Genomic DNA, 21,773 nt, shown 5'->3' with positions numbered 1-21,773 from the left:
TCACGCAGCTGAACGGTGTGCGCGGGCCGGGTCGGGGCCGCGTCTCCCCCGTGCCCGGCCGGACGCGATCGGGGGTGGGCGGATATTTACTGTTAGTAAAGTTTCCTTTATATTTGGCCTAACCCCCCAGCAAAGGAAGCACGACATGCGCAAATTGATCACAGTCTTAGCGGCGACGGTCATCGCGGTCGCGTCCGTGGTGTTCGTCGCCTCGCCCGCCCTGGCGCACGGTTACATCACCTCCCCGCCGAGCAGGCAGGCCCTCTGCGCCCAGGGGAAGGTCGCCAACTGCGGCCAGATCATCTGGGAGCCGGCCAGTGTCGAGGGCCCCAAGGGGCAGCGGAACTGCAGCGGCGGCGATGCCCGCTGGGCCCCGCTCGACGATGACAGCAAGGCGTGGCCGGTCACCAACGTCGGCGACTCGGTCACCTTCAACTGGCGGATCGAGGCCCGTCACGCCACCAGCACGTGGGAGTACTTCGTCGGCGGCACCCGCATCGCGGTGTTCGACGACCGCGGCAAGCTGCCGGGCTCCACGGTCTCGCACGCGGTCAGCCTGGGAGGCCGGACCGGACGCCTCAAGGTGCTCGCCATCTGGAACGTCGCCGACACCGCGATGGCCTTCTACAACTGCGTCGATGTCAATGTCGGCGGTGGCGGTCCCGACCCGACCCCGACCCCCACCCCGACGCCGACCCCCACCCCGACGCCGACCCCCACCCCGACGCCGACCCCCACCCCGACCCCGACTCCCACCTCTTCGCCCACGCAGGGACCTGCCGGCCCCTGGGCCGCGGGCACCGCCTACGCGGCCGGCGCTCAGGCGATCTACAACGGTGTCACCTACCAGTGCCTCCAGCAGCACACCGCGCTGCCCGGCTGGGAGCCGCCCTACGTCCCGGCCCTCTGGCGGCGCCAGTGAGCCGGTGACGGCCGGCGGTGGTCAACGCCCGCGCTCCTTCCCGAAGGGGCGCGGGCGTTCGTTTTGCCCGCCTTTCGGCGTCGCGCGGGAGGCGCCGGCCGTGAACGAGCCGATCCCGTTCCAAGGTGCGGCCGGCTCGGCACCGCCATGATTCTAGCGGCGCTAGCACTGCTGTCGGAGATATGTTACTTTTGCTCTTGATCCTAGCGGCGCTAGCAAAAGGAAAAGATCGTGCTCTCCCCCATCGCCTACGGGCTGGCCATCCTGCTCAACCTCTTCATCATCTTCATCGGCCTCCGGTTCTTCCTGGTGCCCCACGCCGCGGCCGCCGGTTACGGCGTTCCCGCCAAGAAAGACGGGGACGCCGCCTATCTGACCATCAAGGGCCTGCGCGACCTCAGCTACGGCGTCCTCGGCCTCGCCCTTCTCGCCTTCGTCGGCCCCCACGCCGAGGCCTGGTACATGCTGGTCGTCGCCCTCGTCCCCCTCGGCGACACCGTCGTCGTCCTGCGCCACGGCGGCACCAAGGCGGCCGCCTTCGGCATCCACTTCGCCACCGCCGTGATCGTGCTCGTCAACGCCGCCCTCCTGTTCGCCCTCTGAGCGCCTCACGGCCCTTCAGGGGTCAGCGTTCGGTGGGTGCGGAGACGGGCTCCGCGTCCCGGCGGTTGGCATACAGGCTCGTGAGTGTGACGGTGGTCAGGACCGCGATGATGACCCCCAGTGAGGCCAGGGTGGGAATCTCCGGGACCCAGGTCCAGACGCCGTGCGCCCAGTGCAGGACGAGCTTGATCCCGATGAAGGCCAGGATGATGCCGAGTCCGTGGTTCAGGTGCCGCAGCTTCGCCAGGACGCCCAGGAGCACGAAGTAGAGCGCCCGCAGGCCCAGCAGGGCGAAGGCGTTGGTGGCGAAGACGATGAAGGGGTCCTCGGTCACGCCGTACACCGCGGGCACCGAGTCGACGGCGAAGACGATGTCGGTGGCGAAGACGGCCACGGTGGCCAGCGCCAGCGGGGTCAGGGCGCGGCGGCCGCCCTCGCGCACGACCAGGCTGGAGCCGCGGTAGTCCTCGGTGACCGGGATGAAGCGCCGCAGCAGCCGGATCGTGCGCATGGAGGAGATGTCGACCTTCTGTTCCTCCCCACTCAGCGCGTCCTTGAGGATCTTCCCGGCGGTGAGGATCAGGATCCCGCCGAACAGCAGGAACGCCCATGTGCCGCTCTGCAGGACGGCCGCCCCCAGCGCGATGAAGATCGCGCGCAGCACCAGTGCCCCGATGATGCCGTACAGCAGGACCCGCTGGGCCAGGGCGGCCGGGACCGCGAAGGCGGACAGCAGAAGCATGAACACGAACAGGTTGTCCACCGACAGCGACTTCTCCACCACGTAGCCGGTGAAGAACTCCACTGACACACCGGATCCGAAGGCCCCCCACAGGTAGGCGCCGAAGATCAGGGGCAGTGCCAGGTAGAAGATCGACCAGCCCACCGCCTCGCGCATCCGCACATCGTGCGGGCGCCGCGTCAGCACGAAGTCCACGGCCAGCAGCAGCAGCAGACCGGCCACGGTGATCGTCCACAGTTTCGGTGAACCGATCGTTTCGATATTGGCCATGGACAGGGTTGCCTCAGTGGGCATGAAACCTCCTCGAACGCGCTTGGCTGTTCGAGGTCTCCTTCACCCGCACCGCGCGGGCGGCCGCCCGGGGACGTTCTGAACGTCCGTACTGACCGGGTCGGCTCTTGGGAAGTACTCCCCTCGTCGTCCCAGGGTAGGTCAGTCTCCGTGCGGTGTTCCACCCCGGTGGCGGCCGGGACCGGTCGCGGGCATTTGACGGGGGTCTGAGCTGCGCGGACAGTGGAACGAATCAGTGCGAAGGGGAGCACCCGCCGTCCGGCCCCCCCGATCGTCGTCACGGTCCCCGGCACAGGGAGATCCGGCGGGGCGGCCCTCCTCCGCGCAGCCCGCCGGTGACCGGCGAGAGGCGCCGGAGCATGGCCGGACGGTAGACATCCGCCGCGTCGATCTGTCACTATTCCTGACATGATCGTTGGAAAGGATGACGCCACCTTCATCCGGTGAGCGTTCTTGTGCGGCGGGAAGCCGCTGAAATCCGCGAAGAGTGGCTGGGCCGGGCGTTGTCGACGCTGCCCGCCGACCGTCCGGCCGCAGAGGCCGCGATCTGCGGGCTGTACCGCCTGATCGGGCTCGCACCACCGCGTTTCCACTGGGTCTCCTCACCGGTCGCGGCCCTGACGACCGTCCCGCCGGGGGTGCGTCTACGGCCTTCGGAGGCCGGCGACCGCATCTCCGAATGGGCTCTGCCACCTCGGTTCTCCTCGCTCGTGCGAGAGCTGTGCCGCGAGCTCGACGCCCAGGTCAGATGGGTCCATCAGCCGATGGAGCAGCTGATCCGCCAGGCGGTTCGCGGCTCGCTCTCGCAATCCACCACCGGTTCGCTCCTCATACCGCTCCGGGCGGCGCACGACTCGCGGTACCGCCCGGGAGACGCCTGGTACGGCACGCAGTGCGTCTCCTGGGTCGCCCATTACGACGCCCTCCGCCGAGTGGCCGGCGTGGTCTTCACTCCCGAACAGACCCGGCGGTTCGAGCTGTGGGCGGCAGCGGCCCGGTCATGCGGCTCGTGGTGGCCGCACGAAGGCGTGTGTGTCCTCTCCGAGCGGCCCGTCGCCATGCACACGGAGGTGTGCGGCGACGACGGCGAAGTGCGGCTGCATCACGCGGACGGTCCGGCCGTGCGCTACGCGGACGGGTGGGACGTGTACGCCTGGCACGGGACGCGGGTGCCCGCCTGGGTGATCACGGATCCGAGCGTCCCGCGGATCGCGGGGGAGGCCAACGTCGAGGTCAGGCGATGTGCGATCGAGCACATCGGCTGGGCGTCCTACATCGACCGGGCCGGGCTGCGGCTGGTCGCCTCCGCGCCGGACCCCGGCAACCCCGGCTCGGAGCTGCGGCTCTTCGACATGCGCGAGGAGACCAGAGTGCTCCTCGCGGTCAACGGGTCCGTCGAACGCGACGGGCGCCGCCGCCAGTACGGCCTGACCGTGCCGGGCTTCCTCGACGATCCGATCGCCGCCGCCGGCTGGACCTACGGGCTGTCCGCCGAGCAGTACTCCCTTCTTCTCCGCCGAACCTGAGGTGACTTCCATGACTGTGACTCTCGCTTCGCTCTCCCGGCAGACCGGACTCGCCGTGCTCGACCACCTTGAGCAGTCGGTGAGCATCCCCGTCGTCGACGGGCTCCAGGCCCAGGGCGACCTCATCGTCATCCCGCTCCCCGTCGTCGCGTCGTCCGTGCGGCCCTGGTCCGACGCCGGTTGGTCCGACGCCGGTTGGACGGACGTGCCTCCCGAGGGGGTCGAACTGCTCCGCGGCGAGGCCGGGGGCAACCCGCACACGCTCGTCGCCGACCCGGACACCTGCCGGTGGACGACCGACGTGTCGGACTCCGACGGGCTGGCGATCGGCGTCTTCGAGACCTCGGCCGTCGCCTACCTGCTCCATCCCGAGCACGGGGCCACGGGCTGCACGCCGGGCGCCTACGTCATCCGGCGGCAGCGCGAGCGCGAAGGGCGCAGGGCCCGCCTCGTCGCGGACTGATCCCGGCGCGCACGGACGCCGGCGAGGGGGCCGACGGTGGTGGCAGGCCCTGGTCGCCCGCCTGCCGTCATCCGTCGCCTCTCAGCGGGTGAGCAGGTCGACCACGCCTGCGGTGCCCTCGTCGCCACGGCCGTCGGCGAGGCGGCGCTCCATCAGGGCCATGAACGGGGCCAGCAGCTCGGCGCCGACCCCCTGGTCCTCGGCCGTGCGCAGCATCGTCGAGTTGCCCTCGACCATCATGGCGAGGTTGGACACCACGCCCTTGGCGTAGTCACCGCTCTGCAACTGGTCGGCGAGCTCGTACGCGGAGGGGGCCATGGCGGTGAGCCAGTTGACGAGCAGGGGGGCCAGGTCCCCCGGCGCGACGTCCTCCTTGCGGATCAGCGCGAAGGCGTGCGAGAGCCCGGCGAACATCCCGGTCATCGCGCTCAGCAGCGCCACGTCGTGGAGGGCGGCGAAGCCGGGGTCCGCACCGACGTACGCGGTACCGGCCGGTACGGCCAGCGCGCTGTGGTGGGCGTCGAAGAGGGCGCGGGAGCCGCTGTAGAAGACGTAGCCGCCGGTCTCCGGCACGCCGATCATCGGCGGGACGGCCATGATCCCACCGTCCAGGAAGCGGGCGCCGCGCTCCTCGGCCCACCCGGCGCGGGCACGGGCCTGGGCGGGAGTGCCGGTGGTGAGGTTGACCAGGTCCTTGCCCCTCAGGTCGGCATCGGCCAGGGCCTCGCCGACCGAGGCGTCGTCGAGCAGGCAGACCACCACGAGATCGCTCGCGGCCACCGCCTCGGCGACCGTCCCGGCGACCGTCGCGCCCTCGGCGGCGAGTGGCTCGGCCCGGCCGGCGGTGCGGTTCCAGACGGTCAGCGGATGCCCGGCGGCGAGCCAGGTACGGGCGAGCGCGGTACCCATGGCGCCGAGCCCGAGAAGAGTGAGCCGGGACTTCCCGGAAGTGGTGTCGTTCATGCCGATTAGGCTGGTCGCAGACCCTGAAGTGATCAAGTACGTACCTTGAAGTGGGTGGTTACCCTGAGGTGAGCGAGCAGGCAGGAGGACGGGACATGGCGACCGTACGGAGGCCGGGGTCATACCACTGCGGGATCGACGCGGCGATGGACGTGATCGGCGGGAAGTGGAAGGTGCTGATCCTCTGGGCGCTCGACGAACGGGCGTGCCGCTTCGGCGAGCTGCGCAGGCTGGTGTCGGGGGTGACCGAGAAGGTGCTCGCCTCCCACCTCCGGGAACTGGAGGAGGACGGCATCGTGCACCGCGAGGTGTACGACGAGGTGCCGCCCCGCGTCGAATACTCGCTGACCCCGCTCGGTGTCCTGCTCAACGAGGCACTCGCGCCGCTCGGCGCCTGGGGGCGGGACGTGATCGGCGGAGTGATGGAGGTCGTCGGCGGTGGGGGCGATCGCGCGGACCCGGAGGACTGAGGGCGGCGGCACCACCCGGGGGCGCGGGTGGTGCCTACCGTGCGAGGCGGGTGGTGCCTACCGTGCGAGGTGGTCGGCGGTCACTTTCCGATTCCGTCGGCGAGGCCTTTGACGATGTAACGCTGGCCGAAGAAGAACAGCAGCACCACCGGGACGGCCGCGATCACCATGCCGGCGAAGACGACGGGGAAGTCGGTGCCGTGCTTGCTCATCAGGCTCGTCAGGCCCACCGGGAGGGTCTGCACGCCGCTGCCGCTGGTGAAGACCATCGCGAAGAGGTACTCGTTCCAGGCGAAGAGGACGTGCAGCAGGATCGTCGAGGTGATGATCGGCTTGCACATGGGCAGGATGATCCGCCAGAAGGCCGTCCAGCGGCCGGCGCCGTCCACGTCGGCGGCCTCGTCGACCTCGCGTGGAAGATCGAGCATGTAGGCGCGGATGAGGAAGGTGGTGAAGGGGACGCGGAAGGCCGTGTACAGGATGAGCAGCGCCCAGAAGCTGTTGTACAGGCCCATCGCCTGGAACATCTTCACCAGGGGCACGAGCGCCACGGTGGGGGCGAGCATGAGCCCGCCGAGGATCACCGAGGTGATCGCCTTGCTGAACGGGATGTTCACACGGGTGAGGCCGTAGGCGGCCCAGGCGCTGACGAACACGGTGGCGATCGTCGACGTCACCGTGACGAGCACGCTGGTGGTGAGGTAGTTGCTCACCCCCCGGTTCCACGCTTTGCGGTAGTTCTCGAAACTCCAGTCGACGGGGAGGGCGAAGGGGTTGCCGAAGAGTTCGGCGTTGGTCTTGAACCCGTTGAGCGCCATCCACAGCAGCGGGTAGAGCACGACCACCGCGAGGCCGAGGAGGAAGACCCACATGAACAGGCGCGCTATCACGCCGAGGAAGCCCAGGCGACTCACCATTCCACCCTTCTCCTGCGGGTGACCCACAGCTGCGCCATGGCGACGCCGAGCGTGATCACGAAGAGCACTGTCGCGATCGCGGCGGCATAGCCGAAGTTGTTGCGTACGAAACCGCTGCGGTACAGCCAGGTCCCCAGCACCTGGGTCGAGTTGTCGGGCCCGCCGCCGGTCATCACCATGACCTCGTTGAACACCTGGAACGCGCCCGAGATGGTGACCATCATCATGAGGCCGGTCATCTCGCGGACCAGGGGGACCGTCACGTGGACGAAGCGGCGGATCGGCCCGGTGCCGTCGATGGCGGCGGCGCCGTAGATCTCGGAGGGGATGCGCTGGATCGCGACGGCGAACAGCAGGGTGGAGTACCCGAAACCCTGCCACTGGCTCATCGCGATGATCGCGAGCATCGCGGTGTCCCCCTGGCCCAGCCAGGACTGGCCGAACCGCCCCAGCCCCACCGCGTCGAGCGCGTGGTTGAGCAGGCCCAGGTTGGGCTCGTAGACGAAGTAGAAGAGCAGGCCCGCGACGGTCAGCGAGATCGCCGAGGGGATGAAGTAGACCGCCCGCAGACCGCGCCGCCACCGCTCGCTGCGGATGCTCTCGACGAGCGCGGCCAGCAGGAGCGCGCCGAACACCTGGAAGGCGATCGAGACCACCGCGTACAGCAGGTTGTTGCCGAACGACGACCAGAAGACCGGGTCGCCGATGAGCTTGCGGTAGTTCTCGAGCCCGACGTACTCCTGGCTTCCGCTGTAGATGTCCCACTTGAGCGTGCTGAACCCGAAGTTCTGCACGAGCGGCAGGTAGACGAACACCCCGACCAGCGCGAGGGCGGGAATGACCCACGCGAGCCCGAGTGCCCTTTGGAAGGGTGCCCTTCGGAAGATGGTGCGCACCGGCATGCTCTCCTTCGCCGTGCGGGCTACTTGGCCGACGCCGAGGCCTGGCGCACGCTTTCGAGCACCTTCTCGGGGGCCGTGTCACCGCTGATGACGGCCTCCCCGCCGGCCAGCCACGCGTCGGCGACCTCGGGCACCGTCACCATGTCGAGCCAGCTGGCCAGTTGCGGCGCGCGGTTGACCATCTCGATGCCCTCGAACACGGCCTTGCTGGAGGTCTTGGGCGTGACGGCGCCGATGACCGTGCTGGGCTGGCCGTACGGGGGTGAGGAGAGTTTCTCGGCGTTCTTGGAGCCCGTGACGAACTTCATGAAGTCGACGGCGAGTGCCGCGCGCGGCGACCGGGCGTTGACGAGGTATCCCTCGGGTGCCCCCTCGATCGCCTTGGGGTTGCCGCCGGCGCCCTCGGGGACGGGCAGCGGGAAGATGCCGAAGTCGTCGGGGGAGAGCCCCCGCCCGGCGGTCGCGTTGTCGAACTCCAGGACCTCCTGGTAGTACATCGCCGCCTTGCCCCTGGAGAACGCCTCCTGCGCCGAGGTGTAGAGCACGCCGTTGGTGCCGTCGCCGGTGTCGGTGCACGTGTCGACGAGGGTCTTGAACTGCTTGAGCGCGGTGACGTAGCCGGGGTGGTCGAGCTTGGCCGTCCCGGGGCGGAAGTCGGCCTGGAGGGTGGCCTCCGGCACGGTGTAGGCGAACAGCTGCTGCAGGTAGTGCAGGGCGGGCCAGCCGTCCTTGTTACCGAAGGCGACGGGTTCGTATCCCGCCTTGCGCAACGTGGGGCAGCTGCTGAGGAGCTCCTCGAAGGTGGCGGGCACCTTGACCCCGGCCTTGGCGAACGCGGCCTTGTTGTAGCCCATGAACTTGCCGTTGTTGTAGAGGGGGATCCCGTAGTAGCGGCCGTCGTAGGCGAAGGCGGACAGCGACGCCTTGCTGAAGGTCCGTCCCCACGGGGTGTCGGGCCCGATCACCTTGCTGAGGTCGGCCGCGCGGCCACCCCGTACGAAGTTCTCCGCCCAGTTGCCGGTCCAGGTGAAGTAGATGTCGGGGAGGGCGTCGGAGGCCGTCAGGGTCTTGGTCTTGTCCTTGACGCTCTGATCGGTCTCCTGGATGAGCTCGATCTTCACTCCGGGATGCAGCCGCTCGTATTCGGCGGCGAGGTCCTCGAAGTAGGGGCTGAGGGGATCGCCGGCGAACTTGGTGAGGATGCTCAGAGTGCCGGAGAACTCCGCTTCGGCGGTGACGTCGGCCGCGGGGGCGTTCGCCGGCCCGCCGGAGCAGCCGGCGAGGGTGAGCACCGAGGCCCCGGCGAGTGCCGCGAACGTCGTCAGTGCGCGAGGGCGCATGGGCTTCCTTTCTCTCGGGGGGAGAGGGGACCGCCGGTGCTGAGGCACCTCAGATCCGCCGTGGGGTGTCTCTGACACGACCCGCTTGGTGTCGGCTGACTGTACAGAGGATCTGATACCGGTACCAGACCTGAAATCAAGATCTTCTTTTCGAGGTCGGGTCCGGCGTCGCTTTTTCTTGTATAGCCGCAGATCAATAAGGTAAAAAATCCCATCGGCGGATGTGGTGTTGACGTCGCGCGACTCATGTGCCAGCGTGATCCCCGCGTGATACCGGTATCAGGCCGCAGGGCGGCGCCGGCCGCAAGCATTCCCGAAAGGACGCGAAGATGCTCGGATTCAACGAGCCGGAATTCCTCTCGCAGATGGCGAGCGCGGTGGCACTGCGCCCCCAGATCGAGGAACTCGTCGATCGACTCGTGGACGAGGGGTTCGACCACCTCCTTCTCGTCGGCGCCGGCGGCACCTACGCCCAGATGTGGCCGTATGAGCACCTCGCCCGGCGCAGCTCCGCCCTCAACGTGCGGTCCGCGATCGCGGCGGAGTTGGTCGCCTCGGGCGATGCGACCCTCGGCGGACGCTCGGTGGCGATCTTCACGTCGGTCACGGGCACGACCGACGACAGCATCCGCGCCATCGAGTACTGCAGGTCCAAGGGGGCCTACACGATCGGCTTCACCGGATACCCCGAGTCGCCCATCGCCCGCAACGTCGACATCGCCCTCATCTCGGCGCCGAAGACCTGGCCCTTCGACATGCAGCTGCTGCTCTTCATGGGCCGGCTGCTCTCGCGGAGGGGCGAGTTCGACGGCTACGAGAAGCTCGCCGACGAGCTGGCGGAGATCCCGCGGATCCTCGTCGACGTGGCGGAGCGGGCCGAGCCCGCGGCGGCCGCCTTCGCCGAGGCCCACAAGGACACCGACTACCACTTCCTCATCGGTGGTGGAAACCTATGGGGATTCACCTACCTGTACTCCATGTGCATCCTTGAGGAGATGCAGTGGCTGCGCACCACCAGGGTGCACAGCGCCGAGTTCTTCCACGGCTCCCTCGAACTGCTCGAACAGGACACAAGCGTGATCATCTTCCAGGGAGAAGACGAGACGCGTCCCCTCACCGACCGCGCCGAGTCCTTCGCCAAGCGCATCTCGAAGGACGTCACCGTCTTCGACACGCGTGACTACCCCCTCAAGGGGATCAGCCCGGAGTTCCGCGGCCTCCTCGCGCCGCTCGTGCTCGACACCGTGATGGGCCGCGTCAGCAAGCACCTCGAAAGGGTGCGCGACCACTCACTCGACCTGCGCCGTTACTACCGCGTCATGGACTACTGAGTACTACCGCGTCATGGACCACTGAGCGCGGCCACCACCGCGTCATGGATCACTGAGCCCCGCCCCCACCCCCGCCCGGAGGATCGCCCGGGCGGGGGGCGCCCCACGCGCGGCCTTCGGCGACCACACCCTCGCACATGCCACAACCGAACCGTCCGCGTACGCCGGTGCCCCGCCGGCGCCCGCGCACCCTCCCGGGCCCCGCTCCGTGGCGCGCGGGCCCGCGCACAGGAGATTTGATGAGAGTCCTCGGCTTCGGAGACAACATCGTCGACCGATTCGTCGACCGCGGCATCGACTATCCGGGCGGCAACAGTGTGAACGTCGCCGTCTACGCCCGCCGCCTCGGCCTCGAAGCCGCCTACCTGGGCGTCTTCGGCGACGACGACCTCGGCCGGTTCCTGGGCGAGTCGATCGCCGCCCAGGGGGTCGCCGTCGACCGCTGCGCCGTACGGGCCGGTGAGACCGGCGTCTCCGTCCTGCGCGTCGACGACGGCGACCGTGTCTTCCTCGGCTGGAACGGCGGCGGGGTCACGGTGCGGGAGCCGCTCGTGCTCGACGACGGGCTGCTCGAATACGTGTCGTCCTTCGACCTCGCGCATTCGAGCGTCTACTCCCGCAGCGAGAGCGAACTGCCGAAACTGGCCGGGCTCGACACGCTGGTGAGCTTCGACCTCTCCAGCGAGGAGGAGTTCCGCACCCCCTCCTATCTCGACCGCGTCTGCCCGCACGCCGACCTGGTACTGCTGTCGTGCTCCCACCTCGACGGAGCCGCCACGGGCGCGCTCCTGGCCGAGGTCGTACGGCGGGGCGCGCGGCTCGCGCTCGCCACCCGCGGCGTGGACGGAGCGATCGCGTACGACGGCCGCGTCACCGTCGAGACCCCGGCGCGCCGGGTGGCGGACCCACGAGAGATCATCGACACGATGGGGTGCGGTGACGCCTTCCTCACCGGGTTCGCGGTCGCGCTGCTGCGCGGCGGCTGGTCCGCGCACACCCCGCCGCGGCGTCACCTGATCGAACGCGCCCTGCGCGAGGGTGCGGAGACGGCCTACGGGCAGTGTCTCGTCGAAGGCGCGTTCGGCTGCGGCAGGCCCACGGGGCAACCGGCTGTGGCTAGCATGTGGCGAGCCTCCGAACGTGAGAAATGAGGGACGGCATCCATGCCAGCTGACCGGGGCCAGGCGGCGGGGCCGCCGACGATCTCCGAGGTGGCCGCTGAGGCCGGTGTCGGCCGCGCGACCGCGGCCCGCACGCTCGGCGGGTATGGGTATGTCAGCCCGGAGCTGCGGGAACGGGTGCTCGCGGCGGCCGAGAAACTCGGCTACCGCGCGAACGCGCTCGCACGCAGCATGTCGACAGGGGTGAGCCACACCCTCGGGGTGATCGTCGCCGACATCGGCAACCCCTTCTTCGCCGGCGTGGTGCGCGGGATCTCCGACACCTCCCGCGCCCGGGGCTTCGACACGATCGTGCTGAGCACGTACGAGGATCTCGACGAGGAGGTCGCGGCGACGAACGTGCTCATCGACAAGCGCGTCGACGGCGTCATCATCGCGTCGGCCGCGGTCGGCCGCGGCGAGGTCGCGCACATCAGGGCGGCGATGGACCGGGGCATCCCCGTCGTGCTCGTCGACCGCGCGGTCGCGTCGCTCGATCTCGACGCGGTCGTCATCGACAACCGCGAGGCGGCGCGGGAGGCGGTCGAGATGCTCATCGCGGCCGGGCACCGCCGCATCGGGTTCGTGTGGGGGCCGCCCGCTTCGGAGGCGCCCGCGACCCGGCGTGGACTGCTGGCGGCGGCGTCCCGCAACCTGTGGACCGACGGGGAGCGTCTGCGCGGCTATCTCGACGCGCTCGACGACGCGCGCATCCCCTTCGACCCCGAGCTGGTGATGGTCGGCCGCAAGACCGAGGAGCGGGCGACCCAGGAGGTCGCCCGCATGCTCGCCATCCCCGACCGCATCACCGCGGTGTTCTGCACCGAGACCGACGCGGTGACGGGCGCCCTGCGCGCCCTGCGGGCGGCGGGGCTCTCCTACCCGCGCGACATCGCGCTGATCGGGTTCGACGACAGCGCGTGGGCGGCGGTCATGGAGCCGCCCCTGACGATGATCGAACAGCCTGTGCACCGGCTCGGCGCGAAGGCGGCAGAGGTGCTCCTCGACACTCTTGAGGGGGCCGAGCCCCGCCGCGAGATGCACACCCTCCGCTCACGCCTCATCGTGCGGGCCTCGGTCGCCCCGCCCCCCGAGGCCTGAGGTGGCGGCCTCCCCTCCGCGACGAGGTCACGGCAGAGCCGGCCGGAGGCGATCCGCTTCCCGGCTGGCCTGGCTGGACGCCCTGCGGGGACCCGCCGCCCTGGCCGTCGCGCTCCATCACTCCGCCTGGACCTTCATCCCGGGCGTCTGGGCCGAGGTGGACCGCAGAATCGACGTCGGCACCTGGGGCGTCTTCGTGTTCTTCCTGGTCAGCGGCTATATCATCCCCGCCTCCCTGGAACGGCGCGGTGACCTGCGAGCCTTCTGGATCGGCCGGGTCTTCCGCCTCCTCCCCCTGCTGCTCGCCGCCCTCGGCCTGGCGCTCCTCCTCGCGTACGGCGGCGCGTTCGTCCTGCACCCGGGCCTGGGCACACGCCCCCTGGCCCTCGTCGTCCTCGGGAACGTGACGATGCTGCAGGAACTGCTCGGCGTGCCCGCTGTCATCAACGTGATGTGGACGCTCTCCTACGAGATGGCGTTCTACCTGCTGGCGGTCGGGCTGTTCGCCATGCGGCAGGCACACCGGTCGGCCACGACCGCGATCGTCCTGGCGCTGCTGGCCGTACTCCTCGGACTCCTGCTGCCGGGCGCGGTCGTCAACGGCCGCGCCGACCTGCTCGCCGCGCTTCTCGGGGTCGCGGTCGTCGCGGTCATCGCCGTATCGGCGTGGGCGCGCGGCGGGACGCGCGCCGCCGCCGCGGTGACGGGCGGCCTCCTCGGCCTGGCCCTGGTGATCCTGGGGAGCCGGATCGGCGCGTGGCAGGGGCTGACCATCCTGGCCATGATGTTCGCCGGCACGGCCGTGTACCGCGCCGAGCAGGGGACGATCCGGTGGCGTACCGCCATCACCGCCGTGCTGACGGTCCTGGCCTGCGGGGTCTTCGCCAAGGACGATCCCGGCTGGGCGCCGGCGATCCTGCTGGCCGCCGGCTTCTTCGCGGCCGCGTTCGCGCTGCGGCACAGGTCGTTCCCCCGCTGGCTCGCCCACCTCGGGGTGATCAGCTTCTCCCTCTATCTGCTGCACCCCCTCCTGCTGCGGGTGAGCCCGAACCTTCCGCTGTTCTTCGTCGCTCTGGTGCTGCTCGGCTACCTGACCCACCGCCTGATCGAGGCCCCCGCCCAGCGCCTCGGCAGGCGGCTGACCCGGCCTCCCACGGGGGGACGGCCGGCATCGGGCGGGCCTCCGGACGAGGCGCCGGGGCTGCTCGGCTGCGCTCCGGGCGCCGATCACGAGCGTTGACGCCGGCAGGCCGATGGACAGCGGCGTAGCTCGGGCCGGCCGGGAGGCGCGGACCATCTGTACGGCTCAGGAAATTCGTGCGAGCCTGTCCGCACCGACAGAACGATCTAGGGCGGACACGGCATATGGCAGGGTCACTGATCGCCTACCTGGCGTCGTCGCAGCGCGTCGGCCCCCTTCTTCATCTCGCGGCCCCCGCAGAGCCGGCCACGTACGGACTGGGAGTGCGCTGGACGGATCCGCTCCTCATCGCCTGTGCGATCGTGCCCGCCGTGCTCTTCGCGCTCGCGCGGCGTGACGCCGGCGGCCGTGCCAGGATCGGCTGCCTGGGGTGGCTGCTGAGGCTGGGGACCCTGTGGGCGGGGGCGAACGTGATGGCGTATCCGGCCGGCGTGCTGATGTACCTGGGCACCGCGGAGCTGAGCCGGCACCCCGAGGCCTGGCTGGTGACCGCCGCGTCGCCGTTCGCGGCGCTGGCGATCGCGTGGTGGTTCCGGCCCGCTTTCCCGCTTCTCCGCGTGCCGTACCTCCTGCTGCGGGCCGGATCGCTGCTGGCCGGCTGCGTCGCCGCGGTGCTCGTCGCCCAACGTAGCGGCCTGCCGGTCACGACGGTCGCCGGGGCCGGCGCCGGTGCCTCGCTCGCGGCGGCTCTGGCCACCGTCACCGCGTGGTGGATGATGGACCGGCTCCCGCCGCTGCGGCAGCTGGTGTGGGCGGTGGTGCCGCTCGGCGCCTGTATCGCCGTCGGCGCGGCGACCGAGGCCGATGGCATGCTGGTCCTGACCGGCCGGCCGGCCGGCTCCGGTGCGGTGCTGTGGGCGGCCTTCCTCCTGGCGGTCCTTCAGGTGTCCGCCGGTTTCCTCCTGTGCCTGGCCGTCTGGCGGCTTGCCGACCAGCTGCGCACGGGCACGCTGAGCCGGGCCTCCGACCGTTCCGACGGCTTGTGGCCGCCCAAGCCCGGCCAGATCTGGTATGCCGAGGTTCCCTTCCGGGAGAACCAGCGCGAGTCGAAGGATCGGCCGGTCCTGGTGCTGCGTGCCCACGGCGACCACGCTGACGTATTGAAGATCACGAGCCAGGACAAGACGCGACTCGACAGCCACATCCATCTTCCCCTGGCGAAGTGGCACAAGGTGCTGGACAAGGAGAGCTGGCTGGAACTGAAAGTGACCCCACTGGCGTACGGGAACTTCTACAACCTGCGTGGACTGTGCCGGTACGACGTGTGGCGAGACGCCAGGAAGCGGAGCCTGCGGACCCAGGAGCGGCCGGGCACCGGCCCGCGAACGCGCTGACCGCCTCCCACGGATCACTCCGGCTGGTTCGTCGGGGAGGGAGGCGCGCTGACGTCGGCTTTCGCGGTGCGGCTACGGTCACGTGATCACGGCCGTGTCATGTGGTCACGGCCTGCCGGGCGCGGCGAGGAGCTGGCCGACCAGTAGCCCCAGGCGCTGGTCGCGCTGTTCGGTGCGGAGCCTGCCTCCCCGGGCGAGCGTGACGAGGCCGTGCAGCGCGCTCCACGCGACCTCGGTGAACGTCTCGGCGTCGCGGTCGCCGGCCGCCGACGTGCACGCGGCGAGCAGTTCCCCGAAGGCGGCCTTCAGCGGCGCGGGTGAGTCGGGGCGCCCGAACGGCAGGTCGGTGGTGAGCGTGAACATGGCGTCGTACAGCGCCGGGTTGGCGTCCGCGAAGTCGGTGTAGGCGCGGGCGGCGGCGGTCAGCGCCTCCGCCGGGGTGACCGCCGAGGCGCGGGCGCGGCTCAGCACGCCGGCCAGTTCCTCGAAGCCCTCCAGCGCGACCGCGGTCACGATGGCGTCCTTGCCCGCGAAGTGGCTGTAGAGGACCGGCTGGCTGTATTCGATCCGCTCGGCCAGGCGGCGTGTGGTGACGGCCTCCCAGCCCTCGGTCTCGGCCAGCTCGCGGGCCGTCTTGACGATCAAGCGGTGACGGTGCGTCCGCTCGCGTTCGCGGCGCTCTTGAATGGACATGACGCTATCCTAGCAGCGCTAGCCATTGGAGCATTGAATGCGTCGGCGGTGACCCTGTTCCCGATCCTCGTCAGGACAGGCCGGGTTCCTGGTCCTCGTCGGGACAGGCCGGCAGGGCGACGGTCACCGTCAGGCCACCGCCCTCGCGGGGCCGGGCGGTGACCTCGCCGCCGTGGGCCCGGGCGACGGAGCGCACGATGGACAGGCCGAGTCCCGCGCCCTTGGCGGTGACCAGGCGGTCGGCGCCCAGACGGCGGAACGGCTCGAAAAGCGCCGGGATCTCGTACGGAGGCACCACCGGTCCGCTGTTGCCCACCTCCACCTCGACCCGTCCGTCGTCCCGGGTGCGGCAGGCGACGCGTACCCAGCCGCCCTCCCCGGTGTTGTGCCGGATGCCGTTCTCCACCAGGTTGTGCACCAGCCGTTCGAGTAGAAGCGCGTCGCCGGTGGTGGGCGCCTCGACCGCCTGCTCGTGCACGGTGATCCCGGCCCGCGCCGCCTCCGGGGCGGTCTGCGTGACCACATGGCCGACCACGTCGGCCAGATCGACCGGGAGCCGCTCGGTGATCTCGTTCTCCGAGCCGGCGAGCAGCAGCAGTCCGTTGATCAGCCGCTCGTGCCGGAAGTTGATCTCCAGCAGGTTCTCGCCCAGCTGCTTGACGTCCTCGGAGGCCGACTTGCGGTGCATCGCCAGCTCGACCAGCGCGCGGCCCAGGGTCAGCGGGGTGCGCAGCTCGTGCGAGGCGTTGGCGACGAAGCGGCGCTGCCCGTCGAAGGACCCGTCGAGCCGCTCGACCATGATGTCGAAGGTGTCGGCGAGATCCTTGACCTCGTCGTCCGGGCCGCGCAGGGCGATGCGCTCGTGCAGCCCCCGCCCGGCCGCCGGGGCCGCGGCGATCCGCCGGGCGGTGTCGGTGACCCGGTGCAGCGGGGCCAGCATCCGGCCGGTGACCAGCCAGCCGAAGCCGGCCGCGACGCCGCCGACGACGACGAGCGCGATCCCGCCCAGGGTGAGCAGCGAGGTGGTCGCGGCCTCGTGCAGCGTAGCCCGCTGCTCTCTCATCCAGTTCTCGGTATCGGCCATCAAGCGCTCGGCGTCGGCCCTGGTGATCGGCTCGCCGTTCTTGCTGAAGAACACCATCTGCCGCATCGGCGCCTCGCCGTCCGCGATGGCGGACGGGCTGGGCTTTCCCAGGGTGAGGACCTTCGGCGCGGAGCGTGTGAGCTGCTGGTTGAACAGCACGTACGTGGTGCCGAGCAGCACCAGCCCGGCGACGAGGAACAGGCCGCCGTAGATCAGGGTCAGCCGGGCCCGCAGGGTGACGCGGCGCGGCAGCAGCCTCGGCAGGTTCACGGGATCCGGTACCCCACTCCCGTGACGGTCTCGACGACCGGCGGGGCGCCGAGCTTGCGGCGCAGCTTGAGGACGGCGAGCCGGACGGCGCCGGTGAACGGGTCGGTGTGCTCGTCCCACGCCTTCTCCAGCAGCTGCTCGCTGGAGACCACGGCCCCGTCGGCGCGCAGCAGCTCGGCGAGGACGGCGAACTCCTTCTTCGACAGCGGGACATAGCGGCTGTCGCGGAACACCTCACGGCGCGCGGGGTCCAGGGTGATGCCCGCGCGGCGCAGCACGGGCGGCGCGGCCGGGCGCGAGCGCCGGCCGAGTGCCTGGACGCGGGCGGCCAGCTCGGGGAAGGCGAAGGGCTTGGTGAGATAGTCGTCGGCGCCGAGCGACAGGCCGGTCACACGGTCGGTGACCTCGGCGGCGGCGGTGAGCATCAGCACCCGCGCCGCCGAGCCGGCCCCGACCAGCTCGCGGCAGACCTCGTCGCCGTGTACGGCGGGCAGATCCCGGTCGAGGACGACCACGTCGTAGTCGTTGACGCCCGCGCGCTCCAGCGCCGCCGCGCCGTCGTAGGCGACGTCGACCGCGTGGACCTCGTCACGCAGCCATTCCGCGATCGCGTCGGCGAGCAACGGCTCGTCCTCCACCACCAGCACCCGCATCCGCCGTCTTCCTCTCCATGGCGGAGCCGCGCCGCGTGTCGGCGCGGGCGGCTCCACAGGCAATGATCGCGATCGCGGTGTTTCCTTTCCGTTAGTGATCGTTCCTCCGGGGATCGTGGAAACGCCGGGGAAACACGCCGTCGCGTTACATCACCTCCCGACAGGCCGGAAGCGGTCCGGCCACGACCGGAGGAGACGACGCGATGCGACCACGGACCCGCGACACCCTGGCGGTACTGCTGCTGGCGCTGACCCTGCCCCTGGCCGGATGCGGCTCGGGTGACGACGGCGGCGGCACGGTGGCCTCGGCGGGCGGAGCGAAGACGGGGGACGGCACCGGGGCCGCCAAGAGCGTGAGCCCGGGCGAGATGGGGGTGAAGTTCGCGCAGTGCATGCGCGAGAACGGCGTCGACATGGAGGACCCCAAGCCGGGTGAGGGCATGAGGCTCACCCTGAAGAAGGGCAAGGAGTCGGAGAAGGCCATGGAGGCCTGCCGGGAGTACAGCCCGATGGAGAACGGCCCCAAGCAGGCGGATCCCGAGGCCGAGGAGAAAGGCCGCAAGTTCGCCGCGTGCATGCGGGAGAACGGGGTGGAGGAGTTCGCCGACCCCCCGGCGGGCCAGCGCGGGATCAGGATCAACGAAAAGATCGCTGAGGACCCGGACTTCCCCAAGGCCCAGAAGCAGTGCGAGGGCATCTTCCGGGGCGGCCCGGGCAGCCCGGACGGTCCGGGCGGCGGAGCGGACCAGTGACGGACGGAGCCGCCGTGGAGGACCAGGAGAACCGTACGGATCGGACGGTCACCGAGGAGGCGCGCCCGCGACGGCGGCGGCGCCGCGGCAGGCGGATCGTCCTCGCGGCCGTCGCCGTGGCCGCGGCCGGCGCGGCGGGCGCGGCCACGCTGGGATTCGGCGGCGGCGGCCCGGCCGGCGGCGCGGCGGAGAGCGCGCTGCCGCCGAAGACCGCCGGGGTGACCCGGCAGACGCTCGTCGACACCCAGAGCGCCGACGGGGCGCTCGGCTACGGCCCGGCGACCACCGCGACCAGCCGGCTGTCCGGCACACTCACCCGCCTGCCCGGCACCGGCGACCGGATCACCCGCGGCAGGGCGCTGTACGAGGTGGACGACAGGCCGGTGGCCCTGTTGTACGGCTCACTACCCGCCTACCGCGCGCTGACGCAGGGCGTCGAGGGGCCGGACGTCAAGCAGTTGGAGAGGAACCTGAAGGCGCTCGGCTACCGCGGGTTCACGGTGGACGAGGAGTACACCTACGCCACGGCGGAGGCGGTCATGCGGTGGCAGGAGGACCGGGGCCTGGACGAGACGGGCACCGTCGAGCTCGGGCGGGTGGTCTTCGCTCCCCACGCCGTCCGCGTGGAGAGTCTCCAGGCAGGGAAGGGCGATCTGACGGTTCCCGGCGGCAAGGTGCTCTCCTACACCGGCACCACCAGGGCCGTCACCGTGGAGCTCGACGCCGCCGACCAGCGGCTGGCCGAAAAGGGCACCAAGGTCACCGTCACGCTCCCCGACGACACGACGGTCAAGGGCCGCGTCGACGAGGTCACCACAGTGATCGACCCCGGTGACGGCCAGGGCGAAGACGCGCGGACTGTGGTCGAGGTGGTCGTCGAGCTTCCGGGCAAGAAGGCCCAGAAGGCCGTCGGCGCCTACGCCCTGGCCTCGGTGGACGTCTCCTTCACCGCCGGTACGCGCAGGGACGTGCTCACCGTGCCGGTCGCCGCGCTGCTGGCGCTGCAGGAGGGCGGCTTCGGAGTGGAGGTCGTCAAGGGCGCCACCTCGGCGTACGTCCCCGTCCGGACCGGCCTTTTCAGCGGCGGCCAGGTGGAGATATCCGGGGACGGGATCGCCGAGGGCACGACCGTGGGGATGCCGAAGTGATCTCCCTGACGGACGTGACGAAGGTCTATCCCGGCGGTGTCACCGCGCTCGCCGGCGTCTCGCTGCACATCGGCGGCGGCGAGCTCGTCGCCATCGTGGGCCCGTCCGGCTCCGGCAAGTCGACCATGCTGAACGTGCTCGGCACCCTCGACCGGCCCACCTCGGGCAGCGTGCGCATCGGCGGATACGACGTGGGCCGGCTCTCCGACGCCAAGCTGTCCGCGCTGCGGGCGAGCCGCATCGGCTTCGTCTTCCAGCAGTTCCACCTGGCCGCGGGCACCGCGGCGCTGGACAACGTGGCCGACGGGCTCCTGTACTCCGGGCTGCGGTCCGGCGAGCGGCGCCGTCGCGCGGCGGCGGCGCTGGAGCGGGTCGGCCTCGGCCACCGGATGGACCACGAGCCGCACGAGCTGTCCGGCGGCGAACGCCAGCGTGTCGCCGTCGCGCGCGCCGTGGCCGGCGACCCTCCGCTGCTGCTCGCCGACGAGCCGACCGGCGCTCTCGACTCCGCCTCCGGGGCCGGGGTGATGCGGCTCATGCGCGAGCTGCACGCCGCCGGCACCACCGTTGTGATCATCACCCACGACCGGGAGATCGCCGCGTCCCTGCCCCGCCAGGTGCGGATGCGCGACGGCCGGGTGGTGGCCGACTCCGCGCGGCGCGACGCCGCCGTGTCAGGGGTGAGCTGATGGCCGCCGACGCGCTGCGGCCGGCCCGGATGCGGCCGCGCGATGTGATCAAGGTCGGGGCGGTGGGGCTGCGCACCCGCCCGACGCGGGCCTTCCTGTCCGCGCTGGGCATCGCCATCGGCATCGCCGCGATGGTCGCCGTCGTCGGCATCTCCTCTTCCTCCCGCGCCGACCTCGACCGCGCCCTCGCCTCGCTCGGCACCAACCTGCTCACCGTCTCGCCCGGTACGACCATGGCCGGCGGGCAGGCCCGGCTGCCCGCCGAGGCCGAGGCGATGGTGGGCCGGATCGGGCCGGTGAAGTCGGTGTCGGCGATCGGCCACGTCGACGGCGCGAAGGTCTACCGGACCGGCAAGGTCCCCGCGGCGGAGACCAAGGGGATCGCGGCCTACGCCGCCCGCGTCGACCTGCGCGCCGCCATCGGCGCCGAGGTCAGGAGCGGTACCTGGCTCAACGCCGCGACGGCCGCCTACCCGGCGACGGTGCTCGGCGCTACCGCCGCGGAGCGGCTCGGGATCGGTCAGGTCAGACCCGGCACGCAGGTGCTGATCGGCGGCGAGTGGTTCACCGTGGTCGGCGTCCTCGCCCCGGCCCCGCTCGCCCCCGAGCTGGACACCGCGGCACTGGTGGGCTGGCCGGCGGCCGAGTCCGAACTGGGCTTCGACGGGCGTCCGACCACCGTCTACACCCGTTCCGAGGAGTCCCGGGTGGAGTCGGTCCGTTCGGTGCTCGGCGCCACCGCCAACCCGGAGGCGCCCAACGAGGTCGAGGTCTCCCGCCCCTCGGACGCGCTCGCCGCCAAGCAGGCCGCGGGTGAGGCGTTCACCGGGCTGCTGCTCGGCCTGGGCGCGGTGGCCCTGCTCGTCGGCGGGGTCGGGGTGGCCAACACCATGGTCATCTCGGTGCTGGAACGGCGGGCCGAGATCGGCCTGCGCCGCTCACTGGGCGCGACCCGAGGTCAGATCCGCACCCAGTTCCTCGCCGAGTCCCTTCTGCTCTCCGCCCTGGGCGGGACCGGCGGCGCGTTGCTGGGCACCGCGGTCACCGCCGGGTACGCCCTGTACCAGGGCTGGCCGGCCGTCCTCCCGCCCTGGGCTGTGCTCGGCGGGGTCGCCGCCACCCTCGCCATCGGTGCTCTGGCCGGCCTCTACCCGGCGATCCGGGCCTCCCGCCTCGCCCCCACGGAGGCGCTGGCCACGACGTAGATCCGGCGATCGG

22 protein-coding genes are annotated in these 21,773 nt (G+C 70.9%); 14 read left to right on the top strand and 8 right to left on the bottom strand.

The window, feature by feature from the left end:
* The first annotated feature begins 145 nt into the window (after positions 1 to 145).
* Both BM085_RS23595 and BM085_RS23590 read left to right on the top strand, forming a co-directional pair.
* Positions 146 to 922, top strand: coding sequence for a lytic polysaccharide monooxygenase (locus BM085_RS23595; protein WP_093889098.1), 777 nt, complete (start codon positions 146 to 148; stop codon positions 920 to 922).
* Positions 923 to 1,153: 231 nt separating this feature from the next.
* Positions 1,154 to 1,525, top strand: a complete 372-nt coding sequence (locus tag BM085_RS23590) for a DUF4267 domain-containing protein (protein WP_093889097.1) — start codon at positions 1,154 to 1,156, stop codon at positions 1,523 to 1,525.
* Positions 1,526 to 1,547: 22 nt separating this feature from the next.
* Here BM085_RS23590 and BM085_RS23585 read toward each other — a convergent pair whose 3' ends face one another.
* The gene (locus BM085_RS23585; protein ID WP_093889096.1) at positions 1,548 to 2,561 is read right to left on the bottom strand and encodes a TerC/Alx family metal homeostasis membrane protein; all 1,014 of its coding nucleotides are present in this window, start codon (positions 2,559 to 2,561) and stop codon (positions 1,548 to 1,550) included.
* A gap of 440 nt (positions 2,562 to 3,001) precedes the next feature.
* Here BM085_RS23585 and BM085_RS23580 point away from each other — a divergent pair, with 440 nt between their 5' ends.
* Together BM085_RS23580 and BM085_RS23575 are read left to right on the top strand one after the other, a co-directional pair.
* The gene (locus BM085_RS23580; RefSeq protein WP_093889095.1) at positions 3,002 to 4,084 is read left to right on the top strand and encodes a DUF6745 domain-containing protein; all 1,083 of its coding nucleotides are present in this window, start codon (positions 3,002 to 3,004) and stop codon (positions 4,082 to 4,084) included.
* Positions 4,085 to 4,094: 10 nt separating this feature from the next.
* Entirely contained in the window at positions 4,095 to 4,547 is a 453-nt protein-coding gene (locus tag BM085_RS23575) for a hypothetical protein (RefSeq protein WP_093889094.1), read from the top strand.
* An 81-nt stretch (positions 4,548 to 4,628) separates the two neighbouring features.
* Here BM085_RS23575 and BM085_RS23570 read toward each other — a convergent pair whose 3' ends face one another.
* Entirely contained in the window at positions 4,629 to 5,510 is an 882-nt protein-coding gene (locus BM085_RS23570; RefSeq protein WP_093889093.1) for an NAD(P)-dependent oxidoreductase, read from the bottom strand.
* 95 nt (positions 5,511 to 5,605) lie between these two features.
* Here BM085_RS23570 and BM085_RS23565 point away from each other — a divergent pair, with 95 nt between their 5' ends.
* The gene (locus BM085_RS23565; RefSeq protein WP_093889092.1) at positions 5,606 to 5,980 is read left to right on the top strand and encodes a winged helix-turn-helix transcriptional regulator; all 375 of its coding nucleotides are present in this window, start codon (positions 5,606 to 5,608) and stop codon (positions 5,978 to 5,980) included.
* 80 nt (positions 5,981 to 6,060) lie between these two features.
* Here BM085_RS23565 and BM085_RS23560 read toward each other — a convergent pair whose 3' ends face one another.
* From BM085_RS23560 to BM085_RS23550, 3 genes are read right to left on the bottom strand one after another with little or no spacing between them, the layout of a single operon-like run.
* Entirely contained in the window at positions 6,061 to 6,897 is an 837-nt protein-coding gene (locus BM085_RS23560; protein WP_093889091.1) for a carbohydrate ABC transporter permease, read from the bottom strand.
* Complete coding sequence (locus BM085_RS23555) at positions 6,891 to 7,799, bottom strand: carbohydrate ABC transporter permease (RefSeq protein ID WP_177245230.1); 909 nt, start codon at positions 7,797 to 7,799, stop codon at positions 6,891 to 6,893. Before BM085_RS23555 ends, BM085_RS23560 begins: the two co-directional genes overlap by 7 nt.
* A 20-nt stretch (positions 7,800 to 7,819) precedes the next feature.
* Positions 7,820 to 9,139, bottom strand: coding sequence for an ABC transporter substrate-binding protein (locus BM085_RS23550; protein WP_093889090.1), 1,320 nt, complete (start codon positions 9,137 to 9,139; stop codon positions 7,820 to 7,822).
* Positions 9,140 to 9,468: 329 nt separating this feature from the next.
* On the opposite strand from BM085_RS23550, the gene BM085_RS23545 reads away from it, so the two are divergent.
* From BM085_RS23545 to BM085_RS23525, 5 genes are all read left to right on the top strand, one after another.
* Entirely contained in the window at positions 9,469 to 10,470 is a 1,002-nt protein-coding gene (locus tag BM085_RS23545) for an SIS domain-containing protein (protein ID WP_093889089.1), read from the top strand.
* Between the two features lie 239 nt (positions 10,471 to 10,709).
* The gene (locus BM085_RS23540) at positions 10,710 to 11,621 is read left to right on the top strand and encodes a PfkB family carbohydrate kinase (RefSeq protein ID WP_093889088.1); all 912 of its coding nucleotides are present in this window, start codon (positions 10,710 to 10,712) and stop codon (positions 11,619 to 11,621) included.
* Between the two features lie 12 nt (positions 11,622 to 11,633).
* The gene (locus BM085_RS23535) at positions 11,634 to 12,731 is read left to right on the top strand and encodes a LacI family DNA-binding transcriptional regulator (RefSeq protein WP_093889087.1); all 1,098 of its coding nucleotides are present in this window, start codon (positions 11,634 to 11,636) and stop codon (positions 12,729 to 12,731) included.
* A gap of 1 nt (position 12,732) precedes the next feature.
* Positions 12,733 to 13,971, top strand: coding sequence for an acyltransferase family protein (locus BM085_RS23530; protein ID WP_093889086.1), 1,239 nt, complete (start codon positions 12,733 to 12,735; stop codon positions 13,969 to 13,971).
* A 125-nt stretch (positions 13,972 to 14,096) separates the two neighbouring features.
* Complete coding sequence (locus BM085_RS23525; RefSeq protein ID WP_093889085.1) at positions 14,097 to 15,266, top strand: type II toxin-antitoxin system PemK/MazF family toxin; 1,170 nt, start codon at positions 14,097 to 14,099, stop codon at positions 15,264 to 15,266.
* A gap of 105 nt (positions 15,267 to 15,371) precedes the next feature.
* On the opposite strand, the gene BM085_RS23520 is transcribed toward BM085_RS23525, so the two are convergent.
* The 3 genes from BM085_RS23520 to BM085_RS23510 all read right to left on the bottom strand — a co-directional run bounded on the left by BM085_RS23520 (position 15,372) and on the right by BM085_RS23510 (position 17,966).
* Positions 15,372 to 15,959: a TetR/AcrR family transcriptional regulator gene (locus BM085_RS23520; RefSeq protein ID WP_093889084.1), complete on the bottom strand. Its 588-nt coding sequence runs from the start codon at positions 15,957 to 15,959 to the stop codon at positions 15,372 to 15,374.
* A gap of 70 nt (positions 15,960 to 16,029) precedes the next feature.
* Entirely contained in the window at positions 16,030 to 17,313 is a 1,284-nt protein-coding gene (locus BM085_RS23515; RefSeq protein WP_093889083.1) for a sensor histidine kinase, read from the bottom strand.
* Complete coding sequence (locus tag BM085_RS23510; protein ID WP_093889082.1) at positions 17,310 to 17,966, bottom strand: response regulator transcription factor; 657 nt, start codon at positions 17,964 to 17,966, stop codon at positions 17,310 to 17,312. Before BM085_RS23510 ends, BM085_RS23515 begins: the two co-directional genes overlap by 4 nt.
* Positions 17,967 to 18,169: 203 nt before the next feature.
* Between BM085_RS23510 and BM085_RS23505 the strand changes: the two genes are divergently transcribed.
* Genes BM085_RS23505 through BM085_RS23490 form a run of 4 tightly spaced genes read left to right on the top strand, consistent with a single transcriptional unit; the run spans position 18,170 to position 21,760 of the window.
* Positions 18,170 to 18,718 (top strand): hypothetical protein, encoded by a 549-nt coding sequence (locus BM085_RS23505; RefSeq protein ID WP_093889081.1) that lies wholly within the window; start codon positions 18,170 to 18,172, stop codon positions 18,716 to 18,718.
* Entirely contained in the window at positions 18,715 to 19,866 is a 1,152-nt protein-coding gene (locus tag BM085_RS23500) for an efflux RND transporter periplasmic adaptor subunit (RefSeq protein WP_093889080.1), read from the top strand. Before BM085_RS23505 ends, BM085_RS23500 begins: the two co-directional genes overlap by 4 nt.
* Positions 19,863 to 20,555, top strand: coding sequence for an ABC transporter ATP-binding protein (locus BM085_RS23495; RefSeq protein ID WP_093889079.1), 693 nt, complete (start codon positions 19,863 to 19,865; stop codon positions 20,553 to 20,555). Before BM085_RS23500 ends, BM085_RS23495 begins: the two co-directional genes overlap by 4 nt.
* Positions 20,555 to 21,760 carry an ABC transporter permease gene (locus BM085_RS23490; protein ID WP_093889078.1) on the top strand — a complete coding sequence of 402 codons (1,206 nt, stop codon included), beginning with the start codon at positions 20,555 to 20,557 and terminating at the stop codon, positions 21,758 to 21,760. Before BM085_RS23495 ends, BM085_RS23490 begins: the two co-directional genes overlap by 1 nt.
* The last annotated feature ends 13 nt before the right edge of the window (positions 21,761 to 21,773 follow it).

Origin of the sequence: Streptosporangium canum (assembly GCF_900113865.1) — a bacterium.
Taxonomy (GTDB): Bacteria; Actinomycetota; Actinomycetes; order Streptosporangiales; family Streptosporangiaceae; genus Streptosporangium; species Streptosporangium canum.
The sequence above is the reverse complement of the archived record's forward strand: the minus strand, read 5'-3'. Positions and strand labels throughout refer to the sequence as shown.